Below are 20,852 nucleotides of genomic sequence, written 5' to 3'. Positions count from 1 at the left end.
CCTGAAGTCCGCAACTGTTCATGGTTCTCGGAATGCCTTGGCTGATTAGTCCATGCGCCAGTCAAATGGCATGTCGCCCTGACCACGTAAAGCCAGCATTAAGGTTTGACGCATATGTGCCAATACTTCACTGCTATAAGGAACAGCAGGTGTACCCCAAACAGGCTTCGGCCATGCAACGTCGTTCTGATAACGAACTACATGATGAAAATGCAATTGCGGCACCATATTACCCAGCGCTGCTACATTCATTTTATCTGCACGGAAAACACGTGCCAGCTGGCTTGATAACCAGCTTGACTCTCTTAAAAACTGCTCTTGGTCAGCTTGACTCAATTCATATAATTCAGAGACACCCGGCACACGTGGAATCAGAATGAGCCAGGGAAATTGCATATCATTCATCAAACGACATGTTGACAAAGGAAAGTCGCCTACAAAAAACGTATCTTGAGCAAGTTGTGGATGCAAACTAAACATATCTTTATAAATGATGCAAAATTAGAATGATGGCTAATACTAACATATCCAACTGAAGCTGAATATTGAAAGCAATGTGTTTAAAGACAAATTCTCATGATTTGTTGCGAAGCACATCACAACAATTACTGTAAACAATTCATTAAAAAAATCAAGCCTGTTGTTCCTGCAAACTTCATTGGAAAATGAAATCCAAACTGAATTTTCAGGCTGATTTAATCGAATAAAATCAGTGCAATTCTTTAAGCAGACTGTCCAGTAAATCCTGTATAAACTGAATCCGCTTTTGATAGTCTTCCAGCATGACCATGACTTTTAGACGTTGACCGCCATCCATCCGGAAATAGGTCGGATGTTTCTGCATCATCTGGATAATCGTCATGGCTTGAACCGGAGTATCCGGTGCAAATTCAATATGCCCACCCTGACTGCTGATATCAATTTTAGTAATACCAAGCTGCTCGGCTTTCAATCGAATCTGATGTACAGCAAAGAGCTGTTTGACCGGTTGCGGCGGTATACCAAAACGATCAATCAATTCCATCCGGATATTATCCAGCTTTTCCTGGGTATCGGTATTACTGATGCGTTTATAGAACAACAGACGTTGATGCACATCACCCAGATATTCATCCGGAATCAGTGCTGGCATATGCAGGGTAATTTCGGCAGTCAATGACAATGGTGCGTCGAAGTTTGGCGTTTTACCTTTTTGAATGGCTTTGGTGGCTTTTTCCAGCATTTCCATATACAGGCTATAACCAATCGCCTGCATCGAACCACTCTGCTGTTCACCGAGTAATTCACCTGCGCCGCGAATTTCCAGATCTTCAGTTGCCAGCATAAAACCGGCACCCAAAGTTGAAGCACGCTGAATGGCATCCAGACGTTTTTCTGCATCACCTTTTAAGGCTTTTAATGACGGTACCATCAAATATGCATAAGCCTGATGATGTGAGCGCCCTACACGTCCGCGTAGCTGATGTAATTGCGCCAGGCCCAGTTTGTCGGCACGTTCAATCAGAATGGTGTTGGCATTCGGAACATCAATCCCGGTTTCAATAATGGTCGAACATACCAGAACATTGTATTCCTTGTGATAGAACTGCTGCATCACCTGCTCCAGTTCACGTTCACGCATCTGTCCGTGGGCCACAATCACCCGCGCTTCCGGCACCAGTTTACGGATATGCTCGGCGGCACGATCGATTGTATCAACTTCATTATGCAGAAAATAAACCTGACCACCGCGCAGCAATTCACGCAGAATCGCTTCTTTAATGGTGTCATCGGTATGTTCCTGCACAAAGGTTTTCACCGCAAGACGGCGTGCCGGCGGTGTGGCGATAATCGACAGATCACGCATGCCACTAAAGGCCATATTCAGCGTACGTGGAATTGGAGTCGCAGTCAGTGTCAGCATATCAACATCGGCACGCATGGCCTTGATTCGCTCCTTGTCGCGCACACCGAAACGATGCTCTTCATCGACAATCATCAGACCGAGATTCTTAAACTGGACATTTTCCTGCAAAATCTTATGTGTACCAATCACAATATCGACTTTACCTTCAATGAGGTCGTCAATGGTCTTAGTATGTGCTTTGGAAGAACCGAAACGTGACAGCACTTCAATCCGGACTGGCCAGTCGGCGAAGCGGTCTTTGAATGAATCATAATGCTGCTGTGCCAGCAAAGTGGTCGGTACCAGAATCGCCACCTGCCGGTTATTCTGTACTGCAACAAATGCGGCACGCATTGCGACTTCTGTCTTACCGAAACCCACATCACCACACACCAGTCGATCCATCGGCTTGGCCTGCTGCATGTCATGCAACGTCGCTTCAATCGCATTGGCCTGATCCAGTGTTTCTTCATAGGCAAAGCCACTGGCAAATTGCATATACAGGCTTTGATCGACTTCAAAACTGATTCCAGGCTTAGAAGAACGCCGTGCCTGAATATGCAGCAATTCGGCCGCGACATCGTGAATCTGTTCCAGTGCTTTACGTTTGGCTTTATTCCAAGCATCCGTACCCAGTTTATGCAACGGTGCCAGATCCGGATCACCACCACTATACCGGCTGATTAAATGCAGATTGGTCACCGGCACATACACTTTGGCGGCATCCGCATAATCCAGCTGCAAAAATTCGTGATCCTGATCGTCAATACTTAAGGTGACCAGACCAGCATAACGTCCAACGCCGTAGTCGATATGCACCACAGGTGCGCCCATGGTCAGCTCGGTCAAGCTGCGAATCAGAAACTCTTCCGAAACTTCCTGCTGACGTTTTCTACGGCGCTGTACTACCCGATGTTCATACAGTTGATTTTCAGAAATTACGCTGATGCGATCAGTCAATACCAGACCACGCTCTAAAGGCGCATTGGTAATGGCAATTGCATACAGAGATTTAATAAAACTATCAAAATTTTCAACTGTTGGAATATCACCCAGACTTGGCCTTAAGGCGTCTTTAAGACTTTCCCGGCGTCCAGCACTTTCAGCCACCAGCAGTACCGGATGATTGGCCTGATCAATATATTTTTTAACTTCATGAAACGGTTTTTCACGTTTCGGATCTACGGGCAAACGTGGTGGCAACTGGGTATCAAGATTCAATACTCCAGCTTTTTGGTCAAAAGGCGTTTGTGCGGCAATGATGCGTGCAAACTGGTTCAGCTGCTCCAGCACCTGATTGGTCTGAAAAAACAGGCTTTCAGGCGGCATGATCGGTTGGTCGACATTGTGGCGACGATCTTCATAACGGCGCACAACATCCTGCCAAAACTGGCTGAGACTTTCTTCCAAAGCCTTATCTGTAATGACAATGCCATTCTTAGGTAAGTATGAAATGAGTGAACTTTGACCTTGCATTGCTTCAGCGCTAAAAAACAAGGGCAAATAAAACTCGATTCCAGGAGAGACTATGCCATCCATCACATCCTGGTATATCGGATTTTTCTTCGGATTCGCGGTCGGGAAAAATTCAGCATAGCGGTCACGGAACGTCGCACGACCTTCCTTAAGCGGAAATTCCTGTGCGGGCAATACGGTAAACTGCTGCAAACTTTGCGTGGTACGCTGAGTTTCGGAATCGAAAAATTTCAGGCTTTCAATTTCATCATCAAACAGGTCAATCCGAATCGGTGCTTCCTGTCCCGATGCGTAGATATCCATGATACTGCCGCGTACCGCGAATTCACCTGGATCATAGACGGTATCGACCAGATGATAACCGGCCTGAATCAACTTTTTCTTTTGTTGTTCCAGATCAAATTTCTGACCGACATGAATATCGAAATGCTCACCCAGAATCCATGAGGTTGGCGCCACACGTTGTGCCAAAGTTGAGGCGGACAACAACAGTACACCAGTTTTGGGCATATTGGATAAGATTGCCAGACGTTCCGAGACAATATCCTGATGTGGGGAGAGACGATCATAAGGCAAGATTTCCCAATCCGGAAAAATCGTGGGTTTAATCCCATAAAATTCCAGTTCACTTTCCAGTTGACCCAAATGCTGATTATTACGTGCAATCACAATAAATAAGCGCGATTGCTGCTGCACGATTTCCTTGAGCAATAATGCAGTTGAGGAACCTTGCAGATTGCCTAACCAGCGTTTCTCGCCTGCTTTGAGCTGTGGTAAATTGAGTTGGGAAATTTCTTGCTGGAACATGGATATAGCTTTAAAGTCTAAATAACCTGAGGCTTATACTAGCACGATGATCTCAGGATATTTTGTTATTTTTATGCAGTCTTGCCACATCCATATACTTCGATTTTAAGCCACTTTTGCAGCTTATTTTTGATCGCGCAGAAAGTTACGATAATAATCATTTAAATTCTTAAGAATCATTTTAAATTGCAGCAGATTCTCTTCGGTATTCCCCAAACTTGCATTAAAACGCTGATGGGCAATTTCCAGATCAATTTTTTCATTGATCAGCATCGCGGTGTCATATAACGCTTTTAAATCATCAAACTGTTTTAAACGGCGATTCGACAAATACTCTAATCGTGCACCCAATTCCTGATTGAGTTGAATACCATCGACGATATAACCAGTCCCTTCTACATACTGGATATTCTGCTCTTCTAAATATAGCTGTGCAGCAGTCGGTTTATTACTTTTAAATAAGGCACTGATTTTATCAAACATCGCCATTTACCCAGCCAAATATAGTTCAGGCTCTAGTCTAGATGAAAATGCCTCAAATCCACATCCTGAACTTGAGGCAAATTATCAAAATAGCAGCGATTCGCTGTTTCAGACGATTTAATAGGTATATGTATGTTAAGAAACCTGTTCGAGCTGATTCTCTGCTGAAGGGATTTCAGACACCAGATTTTCAAATGCAAAAATCTCTTCTAATTGCGCTTCACTCAATAAACCTAGCTCTAATACCACTTGTGGCACAGTTTTATTTTCGCGCATACATTGTTTGCCGATTTCATCACATTTGGCATGTCCCAGAATCGGTTCAAGCAAGGTCACAATCCCGACACTGCGCATGACGGAACTTAAGCAAATCTGCTCGTTGGCCTGAATACCAGCAATACATTTTTGATTCAAGGTTTGCATGCCTTGGGTCAACAACTGAATCGATTCATTCATCGCCACGGCAATCACAGGTTCCATGACATTCAATTGTAACTGCCCGGCTTCCGCAGCCATAGTAATGGTTAAGTCATTACCAATCACCCGGAAGGCAATCTGATTCACAACTTCCGGAATCACCGGATTGATTTTTGCCGGCATGATCGAAGAACCTGCCTGCAATTCGGGTAAACGGATTTCAGCCAGCCCGGTACGTGGCCCTGAGCTGAGCAAGCGCAGATCATTACAGATTTTGGACAGTTTTACCGCCAGACGTTTTAAACTGCTCGACAGAATAATAAAGACGCCACAATCACTGGTCGCCTCGACATAATCTGTGGCTCCTTTTAAAGGCAGACCAGTCAGATGCGCCAAGGTTTCTACCACCTGCTTGGCATAGCCCGGCGGTGTATTCACCCCGGTCCCAATGGCGGTGGCGCCTAAATTGACTTCTAGCAATAACTGTCGCATCTGCCCAATCAGCTTCAGGTCTTCTTTTAATAAGGTGGCAAATGCCCGGAATTCCTGTTCCATGGTCATCGGAACTGCATCTTGTAACTGGGTACGTCCCATCTTGATGACATATTCAAATTCGGCAGCTTTATGGTCGATACAGTCAATCAATGCTTTAAGCACGCTCAATAACTCATCTAGACTGCTATAGGTCGCCAGACGCAAAGCCGTTGGATAGACATCATTGGTTGATTGCGAGGTATTCACATGATCATTCGGATGCAGAATGTGATAATTGCCTTTCTGATGGCCCGACATTTCAAGGGCAATATTGGCAATCACCTCATTGGCATTCATATTGATGGAGGTTCCGGCACCGCCCTGATAAGGATCGAGTGGAAATGCCGCTTGCCACGCTTCCGGATGCTGAATCAATTCATCACAAGCTTTTTGAATGGCAGTGCTGGTCTGCTCGGACAATTTTTGAAAATGCAGATTGGCCTGTGCCGAAGCTTTTTTCACTTGGGCCAAAGCACGAATAAAATGCGTTTGTTGCCCCACCGCCAATCCAGAAATCTTAAAATTTTCGATGGCACGTAAGGTATGAATCCCATAATAGCTATGCAACGGGATTTGTTTTTCCCCCAATAAATCACGTTCAATGCGGGTCGGTTCGATTTGAAGCATATTGTCCACTAAAAAATACTCTTGGCGATGCACCGTATTTGGTGTGACATTAATATGAGCAAACAAATACAGGCCTAATAGGAAGACTTTAACCTAGATTTGCTACGATTTATTACCAATACGCTAAAGCTGTGAGTTTTGTAAGATTGTGTAAGCAGTTAGCTAAAATTCAAATATTTTCATTATTTATTCAAAATTTCCACTTTTCCCCTGAATTCGACGTCGTATTGCCTTTTATCCGCTTAAGTTATTCCTAATTCAATTTCAGTGAATTACTACTCTATTTACAATAGGTATACATAAAAGCTGTGTAATTGTTACAGAGTGTAATTTTTAAACCATGCTTGAATCACCTCCTTGCGATCTCAGTACAAAAAATCATCTTGGACGATGATTTCCATATTTTCAGGATGACCTGCCTATGACTTATTTAAACCCCACCCTGATTACCTTCATGTTTTATATTATCGCCATGATTGCAATCGGTTTATATGCTTATCGTGCCACCTCCAATTTTGACGAATATATTCTAGGTGGACGGAGTCTGGGCAGTGTGGTCACTGCACTTTCAGCGGGCGCATCGGATATGAGTGGCTGGCTGTTGATGGGTCTTCCGGGAGCCATTTACCTGTCTGGCCTGTCAGAAGCCTGGATTGCGATCGGTTTGATTATCGGTGCATGGCTGAACTGGTTACTCGTGGCAGGTCGACTGCGCGCCCATACTGAATATCAGAACAATGCTCTAACCTTGCCGGATTATTTCACTAGCCGTTTTTCCGACCGTAAACGCATTTTACGGGTCTTGTCTGCCCTGGTGATTCTAGTGTTCTTTGCGATTTATTGTGCCTCAGGCATGGTCGCAGGTGCACGACTGTTTGAAAGCCTGTTTGGCTGGGATTACACCACAGCGCTTGTGATTGGTGCGATGGCGACGATTCTTTATGTTTGTATTGGTGGCTTTTTGGCGATCAGCTGGACAGATACATTCCAAGCCGGTTTGATGATTTTTGCCTTATTGCTGACTCCGATCATTACCTTCTTGGCCTTGGGCGACAACAGCCAGCAAGTGAGTGTCATTCTTGAATCAGCTCGTCCACATGCCTCCAGCATGCTTGAAGGTTTAAGCACCGTTGCGATTATTTCCAGTCTGGCCTGGGGCTTGGGTTATTTTGGTCAGCCGCATATTCTGGTGCGTTTTATGGCAGCAGATTCGGTCAAAACCATTCCTGCTGCGCGCCGTATTGGCATGACCTGGATGATTCTATGCCTAGGTGGTGCAGTGGCTGCCGGTTATATCGGTATTGCCTACTTCAGTGTCAATCCCGCATTGGCCTCGGTGGTGAATCAAAACCCTGAAACGGTATTTATGGAGTTGACCAAAATTCTGTTTAATCCTTGGATTGCCGGAATCATTCTGGCTGCTATCTTGGCGGCAATTATGAGTACCTTGAGCTGTCAGCTTTTGGTCTGCTCTACCACCCTGACCGAAGATTTATATAAGAGTTTCCTGCGTAAAAATGCCTCACAGAAAGAACTGATCTGGGTCGGTCGTGGCATGGTCTTGGTGATTGCCCTGATTGCCATTTCACTGGCGATTAATCCGAATAGTAAGGTTTTAGGACTGGTGGCTTATGCCTGGGCAGGTTTTGGTGCCGCATTTGGCCCACTGATTATCTTGTCGCTATTCTGGAAACGAATGACCCTCAACGGCGCGATTGTCGGTATGGTGGTCGGTGCCGTGACTGTAATTGTCTGGAAAAATTACATGGGTGATACCGGTCTGTATGAGATTATTCCGGGCTTTATTCTGGCTACCCTCAGTATTGTCATCGTCAGCCTGCTGGATAAAGCACCTAGCGAAGATGTGGTTCATCGTTTTGAAATGGCTAAAGCCGAGTATCAAAAAGAAATGGCGGAAATGAAAAAATAAATATTTTTTTCAGCATAAATTAAAGGGACTTTCGAGTCCCTTTTTTGATTTTAATTTACTGCTAATTATTTGGCTTTTCCCGGCATTTTCAGATGGATCTGCTGACTTTCTTTAATCACTTCCATCACCGGATAACTGCGCGTTTCTTTAATTCCGGGCAATTGCCACAAGATCTGACCAGAGATTTTCCGGAATTCATCCATATTGGCACAGCGGATTTTTACCACGAAATCAAAACCGCCACTGATCATATGACACTCGATAATTTCAGGAATCTGCCGCACAGCATGGGAAAATTCATCTAAAACATTCGGCGTGGTTTTATCCAATAAAATTTCAACAAAGACCACAAAACCATTATTCAACATGACTGGATTGAGGCGCGCTTCATAGCCCACAATAAAACCTTCCCGGGTCAGCTTTTGTACACGCGCCAAGGCTGCTGTAGGCGACAAATTGACCAGTTCAGCCAGTTTGATATTGGATAGCTTGGCATCGGATTGCAATAAACCCAGTATACTAATATCTATACGGTCAAGGTTCAAATAAGGACTTGGCATTAGAATTATTCTCTAAAAAAAGCGAAAACTATAGTGAGATATTCGTCAAATATTCTGTGATTATAGATTAAAACTCATTCACCTCAAAGAACTGATTGACGCAGTACAGGAAGTCACTATGCCAACCACTCTCCGCCCAGATTCAATTTTAGATTCAGCCCAGCACTCAAACTATATTGCTGAATTTAAACACAAAAACCAATACGAAGAACGTATTAATACGGCATGGCGTCGTGCAGAAACTGAATGCGTCGAAGAGTTATTGGCCCATAGTGAAATTTCTTCCGAGATGAGTGACAAGATTCAGGCGCTTGCCTTTGATCTCGCACATTCCTTACGTGAACGCAAAAGTTCCACTGGGAAAGCCGGTATTGTCCAAGGCTTATTGCAGGAATTTTCTTTATCTTCTCAGGAAGGCATTGCCCTGATGTGTCTGGCAGAAGCCTTACTGCGGATTCCGGACAAAGCCACACGTGACTTGCTGATCCGTGACAAAATCAATCAAGGTAACTGGAAAGAACATTTGGGCCAGAGCCAATTGATGTTTGTGAATGCAGCAGCCTGGGGACTGATGCTGACCGGCAAGCTGATGGAAACCCCACAGCAAAAAAGCCTGTCTAGCTTATTGACCGGTCTTTTGGCACGCAGTGGTCGCGGGATTATCCGTAAGGCCGTCGATGTTGCCATGCGCATGATGGGCGAGCAGTTTGTTACGGGTGAAACCATTGATGAAGCCCTGAAAAATGCGGAGCCGCTGGAAGAAAAAGGCTTTCGCTATTCCTATGACATGCTGGGTGAAGCTGCACTGACCGATCCGGATGCTGAACGTTATTATCAGGATTATCAGCAAGCCATTCATGCTATTGGTCAAGCATCACAGGATAAAGATGTTTATGACGGGCCTGGCATTTCTATCAAACTCTCTGCGCTGCACCCCCGTTATCAGCGTTCGCAAATGGATCGCGTGCATGATGAGCTCTATGCAAAAGTACTGAAACTCGCGGTCTTGGCCAAGCAGTACAATATTGGTTTAAATATCGATGCTGAAGAAAGCGATCGCCTTGAGATTTCGCTAGAATTATTAGAACGTCTGTGTTTTGAACCGCAATTGCAGGACTGGAAAGGCATTGGCTTTGTAATTCAGGCTTATCAGAAACGCTGCTTCTATGTGGTGGATTACATCATTGATCTGGCGAAGCGCAGCCAGAAACGCCTGATGATTCGTCTGGTCAAAGGCGCGTATTGGGATAGCGAAATCAAAAAGGCCCAGATTGATGGAATGTCGGATTATCCCGTATTTACCCGCAAGGTTCATACCGATCTATCTTATATCGCCTGTGCGCGTAAGCTGTTGGCTGAACCGGATTATATCTACCCGCAATTTGCCACTCACAATGCACAAACGGTAGCGACGATCTATCAGCTGGCACAACCTGAGCAGTATTATGCCGGCCAATATGAGTTCCAATGTCTGCATGGCATGGGCGAACCACTGTATGAAAATGTCGTGGGCGATCCATCGAAAAATAAACTCGGTGTACCATGCCGGATCTATGCGCCAGTCGGCAATCATGAAACCTTGCTGGCTTATCTGGTGCGCCGCTTACTGGAAAATGGTGCCAATACCTCCTTCGTCAATCGTATTGCTGACAAAACCTTGAAAATTGAAGATTTGATTGAAAATCCACAGCAAACCATTTTAAAGGCGTCAAAACAGGAAGGCGTGATGGGTGCCAAGCACCCGCATATTCCTTATCCGCAAGATCTTTATGCCGATGCACGATTGAACTCTTCAGGACTCGATTTGGCCAATGATGCTGAACTCAGTATTTTAAATGAAGTCGCATCCAGTCTGGCAAATACGCAATTTCAGTCAGCTGCTATGGGAACGGCATTTAGCAGCGTGAATACGCCCCATGCAGTTCCAGTGATCAATCCAGCACACCATCAGGATGTGGTCGGCACAGTCTATGAAGCAACTTCTGAACAGGCCGAAATTGCACTCACTCAAGCAGTTAATGCACAAAGTTTCTGGGCCAATCTGCCAAAAAATGAGCGTGCTGCCTGCCTGAATAAAGCCGCAGAACTGATGGAACAGCGTTTGCTTCCGCTCATGGTTCTTCTTTCTCGCGAAGCAGGTAAAACCTATGCCAATGCGATTGCCGAAGTACGTGAGGCGGTAGATTTCTTGCGTTACTATGCAGCTCAAGTTTTGGATCTCAGTGACAATGTACAGATCCAGCCTTTAGGTACTGTACTATGTATCAGTCCATGGAACTTCCCGCTGGCGATTTTTACCGGTCAGATTTCAGCAGCGCTGGTCGCTGGCAATACCGTGATTGCCAAACCGGCTGAACAAACACCGCTCATTGCAGCACAAGCCGTACAGATTTTATGGGAAGCCGGCATTCCGCAGGATGTGTTACAGCTATTGCCGGGCCGTGGTGAAACCATTGGTGCACAGCTCAGTGCAGATCCACGTATTCAGGGCATCATGTTTACCGGTTCCACCGAGGTCGCCCAAATTCTACAAAAAACCGTGGCAGAACGAATAAACCAGTTTGGAGAAAGCGTCACCCTGATTGCTGAAACTGGTGGTCAAAATGCCATGATTGTGGATTCATCTGCATTGACTGAACAGGTGGTGTTGGATGTTGTGAGCTCTGCCTATGACAGTGCCGGTCAGCGCTGTTCTGCCCTGCGTGTCCTTTGTGTGCAAGAGGATAATCTGGAGGCTGTTCGCAACATGCTCAAAGGTGCCATGCAACAGTTGCGCGTTGGCAATCCGGTCTTGCTGAAAACCGATATTGGTCCAGTGATTGATGCAGAAGCCCAGCAAAATATCCAAAAGCATATTGAGCAGATGCGCAGCAAAGGTCATACAGTTCATCAGTTGATGTTTAATCAAGACCAGACTGAATTAACTCCAGGAACATTCATTGCGCCGACCCTGATTGAACTGCCAAATCTGGACGATCTAGAACGTGAAGTATTTGGTCCGGTGCTGCATCTGATCAGCTATAAATATGGCGAACTGGAACAGTTATTAGATCAGATCAACAGTAAGGGCTATGGTCTGACCATGGGCTTGCACACGCGTATTGATGAAACCATGCAAACCGTGATTGCGCGAGCAGAAGTCGGCAACCTGTATATCAACCGCAATATCGTTGGTGCGGTCGTGGGCGTCCAGCCTTTTGGTGGTGAAGGTCTGTCCGGCACCGGTCCGAAAGCGGGTGGCCCGTTGTATATCTATCGTTTAATGCATCAAGTATCCGAGAAAAAACTGAGCTCACCTTATGCAGTTCAAGCGGGTCCAGCACTTGTTGAAAATAACCTTGTTCAGGAATTTAAAGCCTGGGGAGCTAAAACTTTTCCGACTTTATCTTTAAAAGCACCTATTGAGATTGCCACTGGTCAAAGCTTTAGCCTGCAAGGTCCAACCGGTGAAGAAAATCAGTACATGATCTTGCCACGAGAAAGCGTTTTATCCTTAGCACATACCGAGCAAGACCAGATTCAGCAAATTCTGGCAATTTTATCGGTCGGCAGTCGTCCTGCATTCCTAGCTGACAATACTTTTATTCTGAAATATTTACCAACCATGCCAGCCGCGGTTAGCAAGCAATTTAAAGTGGTCCGGGATATTGAAACAGGTGTATTTGAGGCCGTCCTGCATCATGGTGACACTACTGAACTGATTGATTTGCAGAAACGCATTGCAACACGCCAAGGTCCAATTATTGGTATCACCCATTTAACTTCGGGCAACTATGATATTCCGGTCGAGCGATTTGTGATTGAACGCGCGATCAGTATCAACACGGCGGCGGCAGGCGGCAATGCCAGCTTGATGACGATGGATAATCTCTAAATTAGTCTAATCATCTCAGCATTTTTAGCTTAAATCTTTCCTCTTGATGGCCAAATCTCTCTCCTCAGAAGGTTTGGTCTTTTTTATGCAGCTTTTAAAGCGGCTCAACTACAATAGGCTTAGGCAGATCGGCAATTTTTTGCTACCATTTGCGCTTTAAAATATTTGCGATTTCTTACTGCATATGACTTCATCTTATCAGCAACAACTTGAAGCCAAAATTGAACGCATCAGCGCTCAGTTTGCCGAATATCAACCACCTGCTTTAGAAGTATTCCAGTCTCCTGAAAAATATTTCCGCATGCGTGCTGAATTCCGGATCTGGCATACTGAAGATGATCTGTTTTATGCCATGTTCGAACGTGACGAGAACAACAATAAAAAAGTCATTCGTATTGATGAATTTCCAATTGCAGACCGCAGCATTAATGACTTGATGCCACAATTACTTGAAGCATTCAAGGCAGATGCCAATCTGGGTCATCGTCTATTTGAAGTCCATTTTCTGGCGACTTTAAGTGGCCAAGTCCTAGTTTCCCTGATTTATCACCGCAAGCTGGATGAAAGCTGGGAACCTGCAGCAAAAGCCCTGGCGGAAAAGCTGAATATCAAACTGATTGGCCGCAGCCGTGGCCAGAAATTCGTCCTGACTGATGAATATGTGGTGGAAGAACTGTCGGTCTTTGACCGTCGCTATAAATACAAGCAGATCGAAAGCAGCTTCACCCAGCCGAATGCACAAGTTTGTCAAAAAATGCTGGAATGGGCATGTGATGCAGCAGAGCAATCAGATAAAGATTTGCTGGAACTCTACTGTGGCAATGGCAACTTTACCCTGCCACTTTCGACCAAGTTCCGCCGTGTATTGGCCACTGAATTAGCCAAATCTTCAGTCTATGCAGCTGAGTGGAATATTGAGCAGAACCAGATTGAAAATATTCAGGTTGCGCGTTTGTCTGCAGAAGAATTCACTCAAGCGTATAATGGCGAACGTGTTTTCCGTCGCTTACAGGAAGCACAAATTGATATTTCGACTTATGATTTTGATACGGTATTTGTCGATCCACCGCGTGCTGGTATTGATGATGAAACGCTGAAACTGTTACAGCGTTTCCAGCGTATTATTTACATTTCTTGTAATCCAGATACTTTATATGACAATCTGAAACAGTTGTCTCAAACGCATAAAATTAGCAAGTTCGCCATGTTTGACCAGTTCCCGTATACACACCATGTTGAAACGGGTGTATTGTTGGAAAAAGTATAAAGAATTTGTTTCAATTTATTATATTGTTACAAAAATGGAGCTTTTTAAATCTCCATTTTTTATATTAAAAATCATGTATTTAATAATAAATATTGACTTGTACAGCAAGAAATATCGTTAGACCTTTAGGCTTCCATCGGAAATTTTCAAGACCAACTGCTGCTTTTATCACATAGGTCCTATTGCTTTATTTATTTAATTGGCTATATTTCACTCTATGTTAGGTTGTTGTATGAAGGCTCTATGAGTTTTTGGCAAAAGTTGTTTTCTCATGAACAACACAATGAACACAAGAATCAAATTGCTTGTGTTGAAAATGATTGCTCTTGCAAGACAAATGAACAGCTTCTTGAAGCACTTTCTAAAGCCACTGATGAAGAAATCATCATCGGAATTAAAAAGGTTCTGGTATCTCGCGGCTATAGCCGTAAAGAACTGAATGAACTTCAGCACTTGCCATTGCAGTAATCGGCCAAGGTTACAGCCGTATAAAGAAAGCACTTGCGTAGTCAGGTGCTTTTTTTATGCTTGAAAGTTTATAGTTGAAGGGTTTGGTCTTCTCTATTTCAGCATAGTTTATTAACTCCAACTTTAAAACTTCAGAGATCAGGCAGGAAAACTCTAAACAACTTATTTGATCCCCTTTGATTTGAAGAAATGTTAAGGCTTGCTTAGGCTATTTAAAACCTTTACCAGAAGAATATGTTCTAAATTCTGCTTTCTTTAAATCCCTTTAAATTTGGCTTAATAACTCTTCAATTCTGATCTGAAACTCAGGCAAGGCATCGATTAATTTAGCAAAACACAGTACACTTCCTATTAAACGACAATGCTTTTTAAATGGCTTAATTCTGATATGCAACAGACTAAACGGTTTCCCATAGGCGCACACCTTATGGTTAAACATTTCGGTTATACCCATCATGGGATTTACGCCGGACGTGGTCGTGTCATTCATTATTCCGGCTTTGCGCATTTATTCAAGAAACGCCCCATTGAAATCACCTCGATTGAAAAATTCAGTCATGGCAAACCGATTCATATGCAGCATTATGACTCGGCAAAATATAAAGGTCGTAAAGTGGTGCGCCGCATGCGGTCCAGAATGCATGAAAATAACTATCATCTGATTATTAATAATTGCGAACATTTGTGTACCTGGGCCATTACCGGCGTAGAAAGCAGCCCGCAAGTGATTTATATGATGAATCGTCTGACCACGATTGGTTATATCAGCTCGATGATGAGTTTTATGAACAGCATGTTCCTGACCCTGACCACCACCAGTTTCGCATTGGCGCTGTACATCAAGAAGAAGCTCAGAGATAAAGCCAATCTGCGTTTGCAACAATACCGTGAATTGCAAGATCAGGCTAAAACTAAAGTGTCAGACCTGACCAATCTTAAACATCGTTAATTTAAAGCTCAGCCTGCCGATGATTTTTTATTAGCAAGAAATTTTAAGTTCGTGTTTACATTTTGATGATATCGATAAGGAATCAGGTTAAATAGCCTTTTCTGGCTTGAATCGCCTCAGGTAGTGCTTTACCTAAAGAGCTTAGGGTTTCCCGCTCTACTAGTCGTACAATTGAATCTAGCGGCAGATCGTTGTCCTGCAGGCCAAAAGGTTCTTCCAGCTCCGCACTGAGCTCATCCAGCCCGAGCAGCATATAAGCAATCAATCCGACCAGTATCGGCGTCCACAGGCCTAAATTCGCCTGCAAACTGAAAGGTAAGATAAAGCAAAAAGAATAAACCGCGCGATGCAACAGCACCGAATAAGAAAATGGTAATGGCGTTGACAAAATCCGGTCGCAACCGGCCTGAATATCTCCCAAAGCCACAGTATGCTGATTCAGGTTGTTATAAATAATATCGCTGATCTTGCTCTGTTTATATTGCTGCACCAGCTCTTTTTGCATCTGTTCCAGCACCCATTGTGAAGGATTGATTTGCATGGACAATTGCTCAAATGACTTAGGTTCAAAACTGGTAGTGGCTTGATAAGCCTGAATACTGGGCGTTTGCTGTCTCAGCCGATCCCGTAATAGATGGGTGAACAGCATCATGCGGTACAATAAGATTTCACGGGTTTGCTCATCCAGCACATGGCTATCCCGGCATAAATGGCGCGTAGTGGCAATCAGCGCGCCCCATAGCTTGCGCCCTTCCCACCAGCGATCATAGCAGGCCGTATTTCTAAAACTCAGAAAGATCGAGAGAATCACACCAAAGATGGTAAAGCCAATTGCCGGGACGGCAGGAAGGCTCACGAAATGTGCCTGACTCAAATACATCAGTAAAGCGGAAATAAAGACCACCAAAACCAATGCGGGCAGCACCTTGGGCAGAATTGTTCCCTGCCAGGCAAACAGTAAACCCAAACTATTATTCTTATCACGCACAATCATGCAATTTTCCCTGCTGTATTGAAAAAGCCCAACCAGAGTTGGGCTTTTTACATTCTGACTTAAACCAGCTTATTTGCCAGGTTTAAAGCTGTCCTTAAGATCAAGGATACGGTTGAATACCGGTTTTTCGCTTGAATGATCGTATTGATCTGCCACAAAATAGCCTTCACGCTCAAACTGGAACCGGTCTTCCGGTTGTGCTTGTGCCAAAGCAGGCTCAATCACGGCCTGAACTACCTTTAATGATTCAGGGTTCAGGTTTGCCAGGAAGTCATCACCCACTTCTGGATCAGATTCGGTGAACAGACGGTCGTAAATACGCACTTCCGCAGGAACGCCTTTTGTCGCAGATACCCAGTGAATCACACCTTTCACCTTACGACCTTCAGGATTTTTACCCAAAGTTTCAGGATCAATCGAACATTTCAGCTCAACTACTTCGCCATTTTCATCTTTAATGACTTCGTCACATTTGATGACATAGGCATGACGTAAACGGACTTCACCACCTGGAATCAAACGTTTAAAGCCTTTTGGTGGCTCTTCTTCAAAGTCTTTACGGTCAATATACAGCTCAGTCGTCAATGGAATAACGCGCTCGCCCATATCGACATTCGGATGACGTGAATGGGTCAGGTCCATATCGGCTGGCAAGTTGGTTAAAGTCACTTTTAATGGATTTAACACCGCCATACCACGAGCTGCGGTATTTTCCAGAGACTGGCGAATACAGTATTCCAGCATGGCTACATCGACGATACTGCCATCAACCTTCGACACACCGACACGTTGACAGAAATCACGTAGACCTTCAGGTGTGAAACCACGACGACGCATACCCACTACAGTTGGCATACGTGGATCATCCCAACCATTTACATGACCACCTTCAACCAGCTTACGCAATTTGCGTTTTGAGGTGATGGTATAGTCCACATTCAAACGGCTCGATTCATACTGACGTGGCACGGATGGTGATTTAACTTTTGCCACCACCCAGTCATAGAACGGACGGTGATCCTGGAATTCCAAAGTACACAGTGAATGCGTAATGCCTTCAATCGCATCAGAAAGTGGATGCGCATAGTCATACATTGGATAAATTTTCCATTTATCGCCAGTCTGATGGTGCTCAGAATGCAGGATACGATACAGGATCGGATCACGCATATGCACGTTCGGTGACGTCATATCGATCTTGGCACGTAAAACGGCCTGACCTTCTGCATATTCACCGCTGCGCATTTTCTCAAAACGTTCCAGGTTTTCTGCAACCGTTGCATCGCGTTGTGGCGAGTTTTTACCTGGCTCAACGAAATTACCACGGTTTAAACGGATCTCTTCAGGGCTTTGCAAATCCACATAGGCATCGCCCTGCTCAATCAGCTGAACTGCCCAGGTATAAAGTTGATCGAAATAGCTTGATGCATAACGCGGCTCGCCTTCCCATTGGAAACCCAGCCATTTCACGTCATTGGCAATACCATCCACATATTCCTGCTCTTCGGCATCCGGGTTGGTATCGTCAAAACGCAGGTTACACACACCTTTAAATTCTTCAGCAATACCGAAGTTCAAGCAAATTGCTTTCACATGGCCAATATGTAAATAGCCATTCGGCTCAGGCGGAAAACGCGTCACCACCTGTTGAGTACGACCAGCGGCTAAATCATCAGTAATGACCTGACGTACAAAGTCCAAGCCTGGTTGTTGTTCTTGCTGCTGCACTGAATCGACTGCATTGTTCTTCTGGGTCGGGTTCTCGGGCAGAGATGTCACAACATCATTTGGCTTCATGATCAATCATTCACTTCTAAAGTTAAAAAGGGATTAACGAATATTTCATCGTACAAGTTGTACGTATATTCATTATCAAAGTTCCTTAGTTTAACTATAGGTGCTTAATCTCTCAACCGCTAACTACGGTATTTGATTTCAATTCACTCATTTTAAAAAGTGAAAATACAGCAAGCTGCCCAAAACTAAAATATCAACACTTTACGAAACTGGAAAATGATTCAATTTGTACCTAACCCGAAATATAACGCCCTGTCTGGCAGCAATTGAAATGCCTTGATAAATCAACGTATAAATAAGGTATTATTTTTATGCTTTTAACAAAGAAAATAATGTTTTTACTTGCCTTGTCGAATGTAGTTTGCTTATGCTTCACTCATTCAGAAAAAACCATGGCACTCGTCCATGATCAGGAGATTACACAATGAGTTTTCCTCAAGTCGAATTAAACACCAATAAAGGTCGTATTGTTCTAGAACTCAATGCTGAAAAAGCACCTAAAACCGTAGCTAACTTTTTAGAATACGTACGTGACGGTTTTTATGACGGCGTAATTTTCCACCGTGTTATTGATGGTTTCATGATCCAAGGCGGCGGCATGGATGAAAACTTCAAGGAAAAAGCAACACGTGATGCGATCGAAAACGAAGCAGACAACGGCTTGACCAATGACGAAGGTACGATTGCAATGGCGCGTACTCAAGCACCGCACTCTGCTTCTGCTCAATTCTTCATTAACGTGAAAAACAACTCATTCCTTAACCACTCTGGCAAAACTGCTCAAGGTTGGGGTTATGCCGTATTTGGTAAAGTGGTTGAAGGTATGAACGTTGTGAACGAAATCAAAAACGTACGTACTGGCAACCGTGGCTACCACGCTGACGTTCCTCTAGAAAACGTAGTAATCGAATCTGCAAAAATCATTTCTGAATAAAAAACGTCCTCTCCGTTCTTTATGAGTTTTAAAGCGATGCTTTAAAACGGTGTAATGGAAAATCCCTCATATGAATGAGGGATCTAGAGAGGAATAAAAGGAAAAGATTCGTGACCTATCTGTTTATCTCAGATTTACATTTGTCACCTGATCACCCTCGACTTGTTCGGGGGTTTTTAGATTTATTAACTGAATATCTAGATCAAAATACCCAATTGTATATTCTGGGTGACTGGTTCAATGCCTGGATTGGTGATGACTATACAGCTCCGTGGCTGGACGATATTGTCACTACATTAAAACAGTTTACTCAGGCTGGGAATCAGGTCTATTTTCAAGCGGGCAACCGGGATTTTGTCTTGGGAAATAAATTTTTAGCTCGATTTGGCGGGCAGCTTCTTCCTGAGATTGACCAGTTAATCATTGCTGGAATACATTTTCGCCTGGAACATGGCGATGCGCTATGTACCGATGACGTCTCCTATCAGCGTTTTAAAAAGATTATTCGTCATCCCTGGCTACTTGGCTTCTTAAGAAAAACCCCTCTCTCATTTCGAACCAGACTAGCCAACCGCTTTCGTCAACAAAGCCATCAGGCACAACAGTTTAAAAGCTATGAAGTGATGGACGTCAACCCACATGCAGTTGAGCTGGCATTACAGGATGTAGATGTACTGATCCATGGTCATACGCATCGCGCAGCCATTCATCATTTAGCCCAGAAAAGAAGAATTGTACTAGGCGACTGGAAAGAAGACAGTGCAGAGATTCTGGAAATTCAGGAAGATCAAAGTTTTGATACCCTGAAACTAAAAAAGTGGCGATATTAATCAGCCACTTTTTACGATATTGATCTGCTTAACACAGACGATAAAGCTGGTTTACCCCAGTATAGAAACTTTTACCATCGAGATTGAACTGAAATTCCTCACCCGTTGGCAATTGAATCATTTTACCGACCTCAACCCAGATAAAACCGTCCATTGTATTTTGCTTGCGCTTTAATGGAACCAGTTTCACGTTAATTTCATTGCCATCAGCGGCAGTGGCAATATGCCATTCATTGATTTTGATCAAAATATTTACTCACACGATATGAGCTTTTTGTGACTATATGGAGAGAGATTAATAACAACCTAGTTTACATAATAGTTCTATGGTTAGTAGATCTTATTTGAGTTCAAATACTTGAACTAAAAAGTACATCACAATCAGCTTAAAATAATAATAGAAGCAAGAACAGTACTTGCTTGAAGTGCAACCAGTGTAAGCTATTTATCCAGCAAAAGCAAAATTACATTGTAATGACAATAGAATGGGATTTTTAAGAACTTTTTTCATGCTTTGTTAATTATTAGGCTTTTGATTTTTATGATCTAAAATTCATTTTAACGTTATTTCATTTCCGTTGATAAACAAAACCTGTCTTTAAATACCTTAAAATCAATATTAGAGACATGAAACTCAGCCCGAGGTACAGCAAGTTCCACTCTCCCGTCTTTTGATAATTTAGGATCAAGAGAATAGCATTTAAGGCTACAAACAGTACGTGAATCATAAAAAAGGCTTGTTGCACTCGTCTAGTTTTTTGCTGACGTTGGTTCTCTAAGATGTTCTGCTGTTCTTGTAAAAATTTTTCTGCATCTTGAAGGTTCATTATGATTTTCTTATGGCTGAATGAATAGCTCATCTAAAGAATTTCCGGTTAAAAATAAACTAAAAATCTAGAGCCTGTCATCAATTAGCTTGAGAAAATCTAACCTGTCCTCATTATTTTTTCATGACTAAACGCTATGCATTAAGAGATGATCAGTGGGAGCAGATTAAGGATCTGTTACCTGGACGAGCGA

At 43.6% G+C, this 20,852-nt stretch carries 15 protein-coding genes; 7 read left to right on the top strand and 8 right to left on the bottom strand.

Annotated elements, in window-relative coordinates; genetic code table 11:
- Positions 1-45: 45 nt before the first annotated feature.
- The 4 genes from FTV08_RS10695 to aspA all read right to left on the bottom strand — a co-directional run bounded on the left by FTV08_RS10695 (position 46) and on the right by aspA (position 6,229).
- Positions 46-480, bottom strand: a complete 435-nt coding sequence (locus FTV08_RS10695; protein WP_004646760.1) for an HIT domain-containing protein — start codon at positions 478-480, stop codon at positions 46-48.
- Positions 481-709: 229 nt separating this feature from the next.
- The gene (mfd, locus tag FTV08_RS10690; RefSeq protein ID WP_180087288.1) at positions 710-4,168 is read right to left on the bottom strand and encodes a transcription-repair coupling factor; all 3,459 of its coding nucleotides are present in this window, start codon (positions 4,166-4,168) and stop codon (positions 710-712) included.
- A gap of 123 nt (positions 4,169-4,291) precedes the next feature.
- The gene (locus FTV08_RS10685) at positions 4,292-4,657 is read right to left on the bottom strand and encodes a hypothetical protein (RefSeq protein WP_180087287.1); all 366 of its coding nucleotides are present in this window, start codon (positions 4,655-4,657) and stop codon (positions 4,292-4,294) included.
- Positions 4,658-4,786: 129 nt separating this feature from the next.
- Entirely contained in the window at positions 4,787-6,229 is a 1,443-nt protein-coding gene (aspA, locus tag FTV08_RS10680) for an aspartate ammonia-lyase (RefSeq protein ID WP_071851041.1), read from the bottom strand.
- A 421-nt stretch (positions 6,230-6,650) separates the two neighbouring features.
- Here aspA and putP point away from each other — a divergent pair, with 421 nt between their 5' ends.
- Positions 6,651-8,159, top strand: a complete 1,509-nt coding sequence (putP, locus tag FTV08_RS10675) for a sodium/proline symporter PutP (protein ID WP_114540747.1) — start codon at positions 6,651-6,653, stop codon at positions 8,157-8,159.
- Between the two features lie 65 nt (positions 8,160-8,224).
- Here putP and FTV08_RS10670 read toward each other — a convergent pair whose 3' ends face one another.
- The gene (locus tag FTV08_RS10670) at positions 8,225-8,719 is read right to left on the bottom strand and encodes an Lrp/AsnC ligand binding domain-containing protein (RefSeq protein ID WP_114540748.1); all 495 of its coding nucleotides are present in this window, start codon (positions 8,717-8,719) and stop codon (positions 8,225-8,227) included.
- A gap of 118 nt (positions 8,720-8,837) precedes the next feature.
- Between FTV08_RS10670 and putA the strand changes: the two genes are divergently transcribed.
- The 4 genes from putA to FTV08_RS10650 all read left to right on the top strand — a co-directional run bounded on the left by putA (position 8,838) and on the right by FTV08_RS10650 (position 15,277).
- Positions 8,838-12,593 (top strand): trifunctional transcriptional regulator/proline dehydrogenase/L-glutamate gamma-semialdehyde dehydrogenase, encoded by a 3,756-nt coding sequence (gene putA, locus FTV08_RS10665; RefSeq protein WP_180087286.1) that lies wholly within the window; start codon positions 8,838-8,840, stop codon positions 12,591-12,593.
- 184 nt (positions 12,594-12,777) lie between these two features.
- Positions 12,778-13,860 carry a tRNA (uridine(54)-C5)-methyltransferase TrmA gene (gene trmA / locus FTV08_RS10660; RefSeq protein WP_180087285.1) on the top strand — a complete coding sequence of 361 codons (1,083 nt, stop codon included), beginning with the start codon at positions 12,778-12,780 and terminating at the stop codon, positions 13,858-13,860.
- Positions 13,861-14,103: 243 nt separating this feature from the next.
- The gene (locus tag FTV08_RS10655) at positions 14,104-14,328 is read left to right on the top strand and encodes a hypothetical protein (protein ID WP_004279838.1); all 225 of its coding nucleotides are present in this window, start codon (positions 14,104-14,106) and stop codon (positions 14,326-14,328) included.
- A 388-nt stretch (positions 14,329-14,716) separates the two neighbouring features.
- Positions 14,717-15,277 (top strand): lecithin retinol acyltransferase family protein, encoded by a 561-nt coding sequence (locus tag FTV08_RS10650; RefSeq protein WP_026055785.1) that lies wholly within the window; start codon positions 14,717-14,719, stop codon positions 15,275-15,277.
- A gap of 82 nt (positions 15,278-15,359) precedes the next feature.
- Here the strand turns inward: FTV08_RS10650 and FTV08_RS10645 are convergent, their stop codons facing one another.
- Together FTV08_RS10645 and FTV08_RS10640 are read right to left on the bottom strand one after the other, a co-directional pair.
- Positions 15,360-16,271, bottom strand: a complete 912-nt coding sequence (locus FTV08_RS10645) for a bestrophin family protein (protein WP_180087284.1) — start codon at positions 16,269-16,271, stop codon at positions 15,360-15,362.
- Positions 16,272-16,340: 69 nt separating this feature from the next.
- Positions 16,341-18,068, bottom strand: coding sequence for a glutamine--tRNA ligase/YqeY domain fusion protein (locus tag FTV08_RS10640; RefSeq protein WP_071852318.1), 1,728 nt, complete (start codon positions 18,066-18,068; stop codon positions 16,341-16,343).
- A gap of 424 nt (positions 18,069-18,492) precedes the next feature.
- Between FTV08_RS10640 and FTV08_RS10635 the strand changes: the two genes are divergently transcribed.
- Positions 18,493-19,002: a peptidylprolyl isomerase gene (locus FTV08_RS10635; protein WP_180087283.1), complete on the top strand. Its 510-nt coding sequence runs from the start codon at positions 18,493-18,495 to the stop codon at positions 19,000-19,002.
- Between the two features lie 110 nt (positions 19,003-19,112).
- The gene (locus FTV08_RS10630; protein ID WP_071852317.1) at positions 19,113-19,832 is read left to right on the top strand and encodes a UDP-2,3-diacylglucosamine diphosphatase; all 720 of its coding nucleotides are present in this window, start codon (positions 19,113-19,115) and stop codon (positions 19,830-19,832) included.
- A gap of 28 nt (positions 19,833-19,860) precedes the next feature.
- Here FTV08_RS10630 and FTV08_RS10625 read toward each other — a convergent pair whose 3' ends face one another.
- Complete coding sequence (locus FTV08_RS10625) at positions 19,861-20,079, bottom strand: hypothetical protein (RefSeq protein WP_004279847.1); 219 nt, start codon at positions 20,077-20,079, stop codon at positions 19,861-19,863.
- Positions 20,080-20,852 lie beyond the last annotated feature (773 nt).

The organism is Acinetobacter sp. YH12226, assembly GCF_013417805.1.
Lineage (GTDB): Bacteria > Pseudomonadota > Gammaproteobacteria > Pseudomonadales > Moraxellaceae > Acinetobacter.
The sequence above is the reverse complement of the archived record's forward strand: the minus strand, read 5'-3'. Positions and strand labels throughout refer to the sequence as shown.

Bases quoted from the DNA above. Each gene is read 5' to 3' on its own strand.
- FTV08_RS10650 (WP_026055785.1), top strand. From the start codon at position 14,717: ATGCAACAGACTAAACGGTTTCCCATAGGCGCACACCTTATGGTTAAA.
- FTV08_RS10635 (WP_180087283.1), top strand. From the start codon at position 18,493: ATGAGTTTTCCTCAAGTCGAATTAAACACCAATAAAGGTCGTATTGTT.
- mfd (WP_180087288.1), bottom strand. From the start codon at position 4,168: ATGTTCCAGCAAGAAATTTCCCAACTCAATTTACCACAGCTCAAAGCA.
- trmA (WP_180087285.1), top strand. From the start codon at position 12,778: ATGACTTCATCTTATCAGCAACAACTTGAAGCCAAAATTGAACGCATC.
- FTV08_RS10685 (WP_180087287.1), bottom strand. From the start codon at position 4,657: ATGGCGATGTTTGATAAAATCAGTGCCTTATTTAAAAGTAATAAACCG.
- FTV08_RS10645 (WP_180087284.1), bottom strand. From the start codon at position 16,271: ATGATTGTGCGTGATAAGAATAATAGTTTGGGTTTACTGTTTGCCTGG.
- putA (WP_180087286.1), top strand. From the start codon at position 8,838: ATGCCAACCACTCTCCGCCCAGATTCAATTTTAGATTCAGCCCAGCAC.
- FTV08_RS10695 (WP_004646760.1), bottom strand. From the start codon at position 480: ATGTTTAGTTTGCATCCACAACTTGCTCAAGATACGTTTTTTGTAGGC.
- FTV08_RS10640 (WP_071852318.1), bottom strand. From the start codon at position 18,068: ATGAAGCCAAATGATGTTGTGACATCTCTGCCCGAGAACCCGACCCAG.
- FTV08_RS10655 (WP_004279838.1), top strand. From the start codon at position 14,104: ATGAGTTTTTGGCAAAAGTTGTTTTCTCATGAACAACACAATGAACAC.
- aspA (WP_071851041.1), bottom strand. From the start codon at position 6,229: ATGCTTCAAATCGAACCGACCCGCATTGAACGTGATTTATTGGGGGAA.
- putP (WP_114540747.1), top strand. From the start codon at position 6,651: ATGACTTATTTAAACCCCACCCTGATTACCTTCATGTTTTATATTATC.
- FTV08_RS10670 (WP_114540748.1), bottom strand. From the start codon at position 8,719: ATGCCAAGTCCTTATTTGAACCTTGACCGTATAGATATTAGTATACTG.